We start from the raw sequence: 11,084 nt of genomic DNA, 5'->3' as shown, positions 1-11,084 counted from the left end.
GCGTGTCGCCACTTCTGTGCGAAAGGGTGAGCTGCGGGTGGGCGGTCGTGCCGTGGGGGCCTGGTGTCACGCCGAGCCGAGTTCGTTGTCGATGAACGCGAACACGTCGTCGGCGGAGGCCTCTTCGAGGCGGCCCGCGACCGCCGCGCCGTCCCCGGCGAGGGTCTGGTTGAGGCCGTTCAGGACGGTCTGCAGGCGTGCGGTGATGCGGCCCTGCTCGATGTCCTCGGCGGTGAGGTCGCCGAGCCGGGCGGCCACGCGCTCCAGTTCGGCGACGACGGAGTCCACGGACGTGTCGGCGCCCGCGAGTTCGGCGCCCAGGTGCTTGGCGAGGGCGGCGGGCGTGGCGTAGTCGAAGATGAGCGTGGCCGGCAGGGGCACCCCGGCGGCGGTGCTGATGCGGTTGCGCAGGTCGACGGAGGTCAGCGAGTCGAAGCCCAGGTCGCGGAAGGCGGTGGTGGACTCGACGCCGTCGGATCCCGCGTAGCCGAGGACGGCCGCGGCCTGTCCGCACACGAGGTCCATCAGGGCGCGTTCGCGCTCGCCGCCGGTCAGCGCGGCGAGCCGCTCGGCGAACCCGTCGGGCACGGCGCTTTCGCCGTCCGCGCCGCCCGTCCGCTGCGCCTCGGGCAGCGTCGAGAGCAGCGGGCTCGGCCGGGTCGAGGTGAACGCGGGCGCGAACTTCGTCCAGTCGACGTCGGCGACGGTCACCGTGGTGTCGCCGCCGTCCAGGGCCCGGCGCAGCGCCGTCAGGGCGCGGCCGGGGTCGAGGGCGGACATGCCCATGGCCCGGCTCGCCGCGCGGACCGTGCCGTGCGCGGCCATGCCGTCGCCGCCCCAGGGGCCCCACGCGATGGCGGTGCCGGGCAGTCCGGCGGCGCGGCGGTGCGCGGCGAGGGCGTCCAGGTGGGCGTTGGCGGCGGCGTAGTTGGCCTGGCCCGCGCCGCCGACGGTGGCGGTCAGCGAGGAGAACAGCACGAACGCGCTGAGGTCCAGGTCGCGGGTGAGCTCGTGCAGATGGTCGGCGGCCGTGGCCTTCGGGGCGAGGACGCCGTCGAACTGCTCGGGGGCGAGCCCGTCCAGGACGCCGTCGTCGAGGACTCCGGCGAGGTGCAGCACGGCCGTCAGGGGGTGCTCGGCGGGCACCGTCTCCAGGAGCCCGGCGAGCGCGGCGCGGTCGGTGACGTCGCAGGCGGCGACGGTGACCCGGGCGCCGGTGTCGGCGAGCTCGCGCGCCAACTCGGCCATGCCGGGCGCCTGTTCGCCGCGCCGCGAGGTCAGCAGCAGGTGGTCGGCGCCCTCGGCGGCGAGCCAGCGGGCGACGGCGGCGCCGACCCCGCCGGTGGCGCCGGTGACCAGGACGGTGCCGGTGGGCCGCCAGGGCGCGCCCGCCTTGGCGGGCGCGTGCTCCAGGCGCCTGCCGTACGCGCCGGACTCGCGGACGACGATCTGGTCCTCGCCGCCCGCGTCCGCGAGGAGCGCGGCGAGGGACGCCAGGCTCTGCGGTCCCGGTCCTGCGGGCAGGTCGATCAGGCCGCCCCAGCGGTCGGGGTGCTCCAGGGCGGCCACCCGGCCGAGGCCCCACACCTGGGCCTGCGCGAATCCGGTGACGGCCGCGGCGGGTTCGTGGGCCATGGCGTCGCGGGTGGCGCACCACAGGGGTGCCGTGGCCCCGGCGTCGCCGAGGGCCTGGACGAGGGCGGCCGTGGCGGTCAGCGGGGCGCCGTGGCTCAGCAGGGACAGCACGCCGTCGACGTCGGTGCGGTCGGCCAGGAGCGCGGCGAGGGCGGCGCGGCCGATGTCCGCGGGCACCGGCAGGGTGTCGACGGCGAGGCCGTGGGCGCCGAGGCCGGCGAGGACGGAAGCCGTCCAGGGGTCGTCGGTGCGGGAGTCGGGCACGACCGCGAGCCACCGGCCGCCCGCCGCGGGCGCCGAGGGGCGGGCCAGCGGGTGCCAGGCGGCGCGGTAGCGCCAGCCGTCGGCGGCGGCCGTGTCCTGGCGCTGCGCGTGCCAGGCGGCGAGCGCCGGGACGACGGCCTCGACGGACGCCTGGTCGGCGACGCCGAGGGTGGCGGCGACGGCGGCGACGTCCTGCTCGTGGACCAGGTCCCAGAACGGGTCGTCGGCGTCGGACGCGGCGCCGCCCGCGGAGCGCTCGGCCTGGAGGATCGGGGCGTCCTCCCAGTGCCGGTCGCGCCGGAACGGGTAGGTGGGCAGGGTGACCTTACGGCCCCCGGCGAACAGCACCGGCCAGTCGGGGCCCGCGCCGGTGACGTGCAGTCGGCACAGGGCGTCGACGAGCGCGAGGTCCTCGGCGCGGTCGCGCCGCTGGGTGGCGACGGCGTGCGCCACGGCGTCCTGCGCCATGTTGCTCAGCACCGCGTCGGGGCCGACCTCCAGGAAGCGGGTGGCGCCCTCGGCGGCCAGGGTGGTGACGCCGTCGTGGAAGCGGACGGCGTCACGGACGTGGCGTACCCAGTAGTCGGGCGAGGTGAGGTCGTCGGCGAGGGCGCCGGTGACGTTCGAGACGACCGGCAGGGCGGGCTCGTGGAAGGTCAGGGTGGCGAGGACCTCGCGGAAGGCGTCCAGCATGGGGTCCATGCGGTGCGAGTGGAAGGCGTGCGAGACCTTGAGCCGGGTGGTCTTCTCGAACTGCGCGGCGACGGCGAGCACGGCGTCCTCGTCGCCGGATATCACCACGGAGCGGGGCCCGTTGACGGCGGCGATGTCGACGCCGTCGGTGAGCAGCGGGGTGACGTCGGCCTCGGCGGCGAGCAGCGAGACCATCGCGCCGCCGGCGGGGAGCTCCTGCATGAGGCGGCCACGGGCGGCGACCAGGGCGACGGCGTCGTCGAGCGAGAGGACGCCCGCGACGTGCGCGGCGACGATCTCGCCGATGGAGTGCCCGGCGAGCAGGTCGGGGCGGATGCCCCAGTGCTCCAGGAGCCGGTACAGCGCGGTCTCGAAGGCGAACAGCGCGGACTGCGTGTACGCGGTCTGGTTCAGCTGTTCGGCGTCGTCGGCGTCGATCACCTCGCGCAGCGGGCGCTCCAGGTGTCCGTCGAAGGCCGCGCAGATCTCGTCGAACGCGGCGGCGAACACCGGGAAGTGCGCGGAGAGCGTGCGGCCCATCCCGGCGCGCTGCGAGCCCTGGCCGGAGAACAGGACGGCCAGGCGGCCCGGTTCGGGCGCGACGACGGACCGCTCGCGCCCTTCGGCGAGGGCGCGCAGGCCGTCGAGCAGTTCGGCGCGGTCGCGGCCGGTGACGGCGGCGCGGTGCGCGAAGAGCGAGCGGGTGGTGGCCAGGGAGTGGCCCACGTCGTACGCGTCGAGGTCACCGGCGACGGCGAGCAGCCGGTCGGCCTGCAGGCGCACCGCCTCGGCGGTCTTGGCGGACAGCACCCAGGGGATGACGGGGAGTTCGGCGCGCGCCGGGTTCTCCTCGGGGGCCTCGACGGGCGGGGCCTCCTCCAGGATGGTGTGGGCGTTGGTGCCGGAGATGCCGAAGGAGGAGACGCCCGCGCGGCGCGGGCGTCCGTCGGCCTCCCACGGCCGTGCCTCGTTCAGGAGCCGTACGTCGCCCGCGCTCCAGTCGACGGCGGTGGTGGGCCGCTCGGCGTGCAGCGTCTTGGGCAGCACGCCGTGGCGCAGGGCCATGACCATCTTGATGATGGCGCCGACGCCGGCGGCGGCCTGCGGGTGGCCCATGTTGGACTTGATGGAGCCCAGCCACATCGGCCGGCCCTCCGGCCGGTCCTGGCCGTAGGCGGCGATGACGGACTGCGCCTCGATGGGGTCGCCGAGGGTGGTGCCGGTGCCGTGCGCCTCGACCACGTCGATGTGCTGTGGGGCGAGCTGGGCGTCGGCGAGGGCCTGGCGGATCACGCGGATCTGGGCGGGGCCGCTGGGCGCGGTCATGCCGTTGGAGGCGCCGTCCTGGTTGACGGCGCTGCCGCGGATGACGGCGAGGACCTCGTGGCCGTTGCGCACGGCGTCGGAGAGGCGCTCGACCAGGAGCATCCCCGCGCCCTCGGCCCAGGCGGCGCCCGCGGCCTCCTCGGAGAAGGAGTGGCAGCGGCCGTCGGGCGACAGCGCCCGGCGCTCGCTGAACTCGACGAACATCTCGGGGCTCGCCATCAGGGCCGCGCCGCCCGCGAGCGCCAGGGAGCACTCGCCCTTGCGCAGCGCCTGGATCGCGGAGTGCAGCGCCACCAGGGAGGAGGAGCACGCGGTGTCCATGGTCACCGCGGGACCTTCGAGGCCCAGGGTGTAGGCGATGCGGCCGGAGACGATGCTGCCGGAGATGGTGCCGCCGACGTAGTCGTGGTGCATCAGGCCGACGAACACGCCGGTCGGGGTGCCCTTGGCCTGCTGGGGGTCGATGCCGGCCCGCTCGAACGCCTCCCAGGTGGTCTCCAGGAGCATCCGCTGCTGCGGGTCGGTGCCCGGCGCGTCCTTGGGGCTGATGCCGAAGAACGCGGGGTCGCACTCGGCGGCGTCGTGCAGGAAGCCGCCGTGGCGGACGTAGGACTTGCCCGGGGTGCCCGGCTCGGGGTCGTAGAGGGCGTCGATGTCCCAGCCGCGGTCGACGGGGAACTCGGTGACGACGTCGACGCCTTCGTCGACGATCCTCCACAGGTCCTCGGGCGTGCGGACGCCGCCCGGGTAGCGGCAGCCCATGCCGATGATGGCGATGGGTTCCCGGCCCTGGTCCTCCAGCTCGCGCACGCGGCCCCGGCTGCGCTCCAGCTCGGTCGTGGCCCGCTTGAGGTAGTCGCGCAGCTTCTCGACGGTGGCGGACTCTTCCATTACAGGGCTCCCAGTTCGTTGTCGATCCTCGCGAAGAGTTCCTCGTCGGTGGATGCGGCGATGTCCGCCTGCGCCACCGCGGCGTGCCGCCCGTGCGTGTCCTGCCAGGCCCGCAGCAGCGCTTCGAGCCGTGCGGTGACGCGGGCGTGGCTGCCGTCCTGGTCGGGCAGCGCGGTCAGCGCGGCCTCCAGACGGTCCACTTCGGCCAGGGCGGACCGGGCCAGGTCGGCCGGTCCGGGGATGAGCGCGGTCTTGAGGTGTGCGGCCAGGGTGAGCGGCGATGGCTGGTCGAAGACGAGCGTCGCCGGGAGGTTCAGGCCGGTCGCCGCGGCCAGCAGGTTGCGCAGTTCCACGGCGGCGAGCGAGTCGAAGCCCATCTCCTGGAAGGCGCGCGAGGGCTCCACCGACTCCGGTGAGGCGTGCCCGAGCACGGCGGCGACATGGCCGCGGACCAGGTCGAGGAGGGCGCGGTCGCGGTCGGCGTCCGGCAGCGGCGCGAGGCGCTCGCGCCAGGAGGCGGTGCCGGCGCCCGGGGCGGGCGCGGCGGCACTTCTGCGGGCGGGCCGCACGAGGCCCCGCAACGGCGCGGGCACCCCGTCGGGCCTGGCGCGGACGGCGGTGGCGTCCAGGCGGGTGGCGTAGACGACGCCGTCCTGGCCGCCGAGGCTCGCGTCGAGGAGTTCGAGTCCCTGCGCGGCGGTCAGGGCGGGCAGTCCGATCCTGCGCATGCGCTCCAGGTCGGCGTCGTCCATCTGCGCGGCGAGGCCGCCGACTTCGGACCACAGGCCGTAGGCCACGGAGACCGCGGGCAGTCCGGCGGCGCGTCGGTGCGCGGCCAGGCCGTCGAGGAAGGTGTTGGCGGCGGCGTAGTTGGCCTGGCCCGCGCCGGCCAGCAGGCCCGCGGTGGAGGAGAGCAGCACGAACGCGGAGATCTCGCGGTCCCGGGTGAGGTCGTGCAGGTGCCAGGCGGCGTCGGCCTTCGGGCGCAGCACCCGCTCGACCTCCTCGGGGCCGAGCGCGGCGAGCAGGCCGTTGTGGACGGTGCCCGCGGCGTGGACCACGCCGCGCACGTCGTGCTCGTCGAGCAGGGCGGCGAGCGCGGCGCGGTCGGCCGCGTCGCAGCGGGCGAGGCTCACCTCGGCGCCGAGCGCGGTCAGTTCGTCGCGCAGATCCGTCGCGCCGGGGGCGTCCACGCCGCGTCGGCTGACCAGCAGCAGGCGGCGTACGCCGTGGCCGGTGACCAGGTGGCGGGCGATGAGGCCGCCGAGTCCGCCGGTGCCGCCGGTGATCAGGACGGTGCCGTCCGGGTCCCAGTGGACGGGGCCGCCGGGCTTGGCGCGGGCGAGCCGCGGCACGCGGATCTGCCCGTCGCGGAGGGCGACTTCGGGTTCGCCGGCGGCGAGGGCGGCGGCCAGCGCGGCGACCGGCGGGGCGTCACCGCCGTCCGTGTCGACGCCGGTGTCGGTGTCGACCAGCAGGAAGCGGCCCGGGTTCTCGGCCGTCGCGGCGCGCACCAGGCCCGCCAGCGGTGCGTGGGTGACGTCGTCGGCGCGGGTGAGCACCGCGAGCCTGCTCCGCGCGAACCGCTCGTCGGCCAGCCAGTCGCGCAGGGTGGCGAGGGTGGCGATGACGTGTTCGCGTACGAGGGCGGGCACGTCGGCGCCGTCGGGCGCGGGCGGCACGGGCAGCACCACGACGTCGGGCACCGGGCCCGCCGCGGCCAGGGCTGACAGGTCGTGTCCCGCCAGTACGGCCACGGAGGGTGCCGTCGCGGGCGCCGCGGCCGGCAGCGGGGCGAGGTCGACGCGGAACAGCGACTCCTCGGCCTCTCCGGCCAGTTGGTCGGCGGAGACGGGACGGGCGACGAGGGTGCGCACCGAGGCGACCGGGGTGCCGGTGGCGTCGGCGAGGGCCAGGGCCACCGATTCGGGTCCCGCCTTGGTCAGGTGCAGACGCAGGACGGACGTCCCGGCGGCGTGCAGGGTCACGCCGCCCCAGGTGAAGGGCAGGACCGCCGGGCCGTCGCCCAGGTCGACGAGGTTGACGTGCAGGACCGCGTCGAGGAGCGCCGGGTGGACGCCGAACGCGCCGGCGGTGGCGCGGGCGCCGTCGGGCAGGGCGGCCTCGGCGAACAGGTCGTCGCCCCGGCGCCACATGGCGCGCAGACCCTGGAAGACCTCGCCGTAGCCGTAGCCGGTGCGGGCCAGGTCCGCGTAGAGCCCGTCGAGGTCGACGGGCTCGGCGTCGCGCGGCGGCCACACCGTCAGGTCGTCGCCCGGGACGTCGTCGGCGGGTTCGGCGGCGGTCAGGACGCCGTCGGCGTTGCGGGTCCAGGGCGCGTCAGGGGTGTCCGCGCGGCGGGACCAGACGGTCAGGGCCCGCCGGCCGTCCTCGTCGGGGCCGACGGACACCTGCACGGCCATGGCGCCCTGTTCGGGCAGGACGAGCGGGGCGTGCAGGGTGAGTTCGTCGACGGTGTCGCAGCCGGTACGCTCCCCCGCCTGGAGCGCCATCTCCACGAAGGCGGTGCCGGGCAGCAGGACGGTGCCGTGGACGGCGTGGTGGGCCAGCCACGGCTGGGCGGACACCGAGAGGCGGCCGGTGAGGACGGCGCCGCCGGTGTCGGGCAGGTCCGTCAGGGTGGTCAGGAGGGGGTGTCCGGTCGGCGTCTGGCCGAGGCCTGCCGCGTCGCCGGTGCCCGCGGCGTCCGCCTCCAGCCACAGCCGGTCGCGCCGGAAGGCGTACGTGGGCAGGTCGGTGCGGCGGGCGCCGTGCGCGGCGAAGAACGCCGGCCAGTCGACGGGCGTGCCCGTGGCGTGCAGGTGGGCGACGGCGGTGACCAGGTCGCGCTCCTCGTCGCCCGCGCGGCGCAGGGCGGGCACGGTGACGGTGTCGTCGCCGACGCAGCCGCGGGCCATGGCGGTGAGCGTGGCGTCCGGGCCGACTTCGAGGAGGGTGCGTACGCCCAGTGCGTGCAGGGTGCTCACGGCGTCGGCGAAGCGGACGGTGCCGCGGACATGACGTACCCAGTAGTCCGGATCGCGCACGAGCTCGGCATCGGCCGCCTCGCCCGTGAGCGTGGACACCAGGGCAATGCTCGGCTCGTGGAAGGTCAGCCCCTTCGCGACCGCGCGGAACTCGTCCAGCATCGGGTCCATCAACGGCGAGTGGAACGCGTGCGAAACAGTGAGCCGCTTGCTCTTCTCGAAGCGGGCCGCCACCTCCTCCACCGCGTCCGCGTCACCGGAGACCACCACCGAACGCGGCCCGTTCACCGCGGCGAGACCGACACGACCGCCCAGGAACGGACGTACGTCCTCCTCGCTCGCCTGCACCGCCACCATCGCCCCGCCCTCCGGCAGAGCGGCCATCAGACGGCCACGGGCGCGTACGAGGGTGACGGCGTCCGGCAGGGACAGGACGCCCGCGACATGGGCGGCGGCGAGTTCGCCGATCGAGTGCCCGGCGACGTGGTCGGGGCGTACGCCCCACGACTCCAGGAGCCGGAACAGCGCCACCTCGGTCGCGAAGATCGCGACCTGCGCGTGGTCGGTGCGGGTGAGCCGCTCGGCGTCGCCGTCGACGAGGTCGGCGAGCGGGTGCTCGGCGTCCCGGTCGGCGAGGGCGCACACGGCGTCGAACGCCTCGGCGTAGACGGGGAAGGCGCGGTACAGGGCGCGGCCCATGCCGGGGCGCTGCGCGCCCTGGCCGGTGAAGAGGAAGGCCACTGCGCCCCCGACGGGCCTGAGCGCCTCGGCGGAGGAGAGCGCGGCCAGGAGCTCGTCGCGGTCGCGGCCGACGGCCACGGCGCGGTGCTCGAACTGGGATCGGGTGGTCACGAGCGAGAGCGCGACGTCGGCGGCCCGGGTGTCCGGCCGCGCGTCGAGCCAGTCGCGCAGGGCCCCGGTCTGTGCGGCGAGGGCCTGCGGGCCACGCGCGGTGACGACCCACGGGAGGACGGGGGTGTCGGTCCTCGCCGGGGAGGGGGCGACGGGTGTGTCCGCGTCCTGCGCCGCGTCGGCGTCCGGCTCGGGCTCGGCGGGCGCCTGTTCGAGGATGACGTGGGCGTTGGTGCCGCTGATGCCGAAGGAGGAGACCGCGGCGCGGCGGGGGCGTTCCGTGGCGGGCCAGGGGCGGCGCTCGGTGGCCAGCTCGACCGCTCCGGCACTCCAGTCGACCTCGGGGGTGGGCGCGTCGACGTGCAGGGTGGGCGGCAGTTCGCCATGTCGCATGGCCTGCACCATCTTGATGACGCCGGCGACACCGGCGGCGGCCTGCGTGTGGCCCAGGTTGGACTTGACGGAGCCGAGCAGCAGCGGCCGGTCCGCGGGGCGTTCGCGCCCGTACGTGGCGAGCAGGGCCTGGGCCTCGATGGGGTCGCCGAGCGAGGTGCCGGTGCCGTGCGCCTCGACGGCGTCGACGTCGGCGGCGGCCAGCCCGGCACCGGCCAGCGCGGCCCGGATGACGCGCTGCTGCGAGGGGCCGTTGGGGGCGGTGAGGCGGCTGCTCGCGCCGTCGGAGTTGACGGCGGAGCCGCGGATCACGGCGAGCACGGGGTGGCCGTTGCGCCGGGCGTCGGCGAGCCGCTCCACCAGGAGCATGCCGGCGCCCTCGCCCCAGCCGGTGCCGTCGGCGGACGCGGCGAACGCCTTGCAGCGGCCGTCGGGGGCCAGGCCGCGCTGCCGACTGAAGTCGACGAACGTCTCCGGCGTCGACATCACCGTCACGCCGCCCGCCAGGGCGAGTTCGCACTCCCCCGCCTGCAGGGCGCGCACCGCCCAGTGCAGCGAGACCAGCGAGGAGGAGCAGGCGGTGTCGACGGTGACGACCGGGCCCTCCAGGCCGAAGGTGTAGGCGACACGGCCGGAGGCGATGCTCGCGGCGCTGCCGTTGGCGAGGTAGCCGTCGAGGTCGTCGGGGACGGCCGCGAGGCGGGTGGCGTAGTCGTTGTACATGACGCCCGCGAACACGCCGGTGCGGCTGCCGCGCAGGGACGCCGGGACGATGCCCGCGCGCTCGAACGCCTCGAAGGACGTCTCCAGGAGCAGCCGTTGCTGCGGGTCCATCGCGAGGGCCTCGCGTGGGCCGATGCCGAAGAAGTCGGGGTCGAACTCGGCGGCGTCGTGCAGGAATCCGCCGGTGCGGGCATAGGTCTTGCCGGGCCGGTCGGGGTCCGGGTCGTACAGGGACTCCACGTCCCAGCCGCGGTCCGCGGGGAAGTCCGACACGGCGTCGGTGCCCGCGGCCACCAGCTCCCAGAGGTCGTCGGGGGTGCGGACGCCACCGGGGTAGCGGCACCCGATGCCGATGATCGCGACCGGGCCGTGTGCGCGTTGCTCGTTCTCGCGCAACCGCCGCCGCGCCTCACGCAGGTCCGCCGTCGTCCGCCTGAGGTAGTCGAGCAGTTGATCCTCGTTGTTCACCAGCGCGCCATCCGATCGAAATCGAAGAAGGCTTCTCGAATGCGGGCCGACCCAATCCGAGTCCCCTGCCCGCTTGCCCTTCCGTTCACGGAGGCTAAGGAGCCGGGGAAGGCGCAGGACACCCCTAGCACCCCCAGCACCCCCCGGTTGCCCGTTCGGTCACGACTTCTTGCCTATCCGTACCGCATGCCTTTCCCTCGCTGCCCGAATCCGCCATTCCGTGCTGCGGCGAAACGGAATCCGGCCGGAGCAGAACTGCACTGCGTTGTGCAACCGCGCCGCGCCGGCCGGAACAAGTGCGTCGCATCATCGGGAAGTTGAAGTTGACAGCGTTGACACGAGACGGATAGCGTCCGATACCGGACTACTGAACGAATGTGTCGACACAATGTGCCAATCAGCGAGGCATTGAAAATCGTCAACACCCGTTCACACGACTGCAATGCATCGACAAAACTTCCACGATCGACACGCGACTACGTGAAAAGCGAAGGAAAAAGATGCAGCGTTTCCCTCGCAATGAACGTCAGCCCAACGTGACGGAAGGAACATAGGCGTGCGAGGAACGTCCACGGTGTCACCGACCCCACCGGCCCGGATCTGCGAGCCACCACACGCTCCGGCGCACCGCTGTCAGACCGACCCGACCTGAGACAGCACCGCCCCACCGGTTCCGCCCCCACCTGTCACCGTCACCGGTGCACCATCTGTGGCCCGCCACCTCCGCGCCCCGCCGGGAGCCCAGATCAGGGGCCGGACGCCCGCCCGAACGCCCGGGCCCGCGGCCGACCGCTCACGGCCGCGAACGGACCGGGCGCCACAGCCATTCCCGCGTTGACCTGGCGGTCCCCC

At 75.0% G+C, this 11,084-nt stretch carries 2 protein-coding genes; both read right to left on the bottom strand.

Translation table 11 applies throughout. The features are described 5' to 3' along the window. Positions 1-66: 66 nt before the first annotated feature. Complete coding sequence (locus AB0L89_RS16195) at positions 67-4,809, bottom strand: type I polyketide synthase (protein ID WP_365140722.1); 4,743 nt, start codon at positions 4,807-4,809, stop codon at positions 67-69. Next, on the bottom strand, positions 4,809-10,232 hold the full coding sequence (locus AB0L89_RS16190; RefSeq protein ID WP_365140719.1) for an SDR family NAD(P)-dependent oxidoreductase: 5,424 nt from the start codon (positions 10,230-10,232) through the stop codon (positions 4,809-4,811). Before AB0L89_RS16190 ends, AB0L89_RS16195 begins: the two co-directional genes overlap by 1 nt. Between the last annotated feature and the right edge of the window lie 852 nt (positions 10,233-11,084).

The organism is Streptomyces sp. NPDC052114 (genome assembly GCF_040680155.1).
Lineage (GTDB): Bacteria > Actinomycetota > Actinomycetes > Streptomycetales > Streptomycetaceae > Streptomyces.
Note: the sequence above shows the minus strand (reverse complement) of the source record. Positions and strands in the feature narration are given on the sequence as shown.

Excerpts from the sequence above, each read along its gene's own strand:
- AB0L89_RS16195 (WP_365140722.1), bottom strand. The coding sequence starts at position 4,809 with ATGGAAGAGTCCGCCACCGTCGAGAAGCTGCGCGACTACCTCAAGCGG.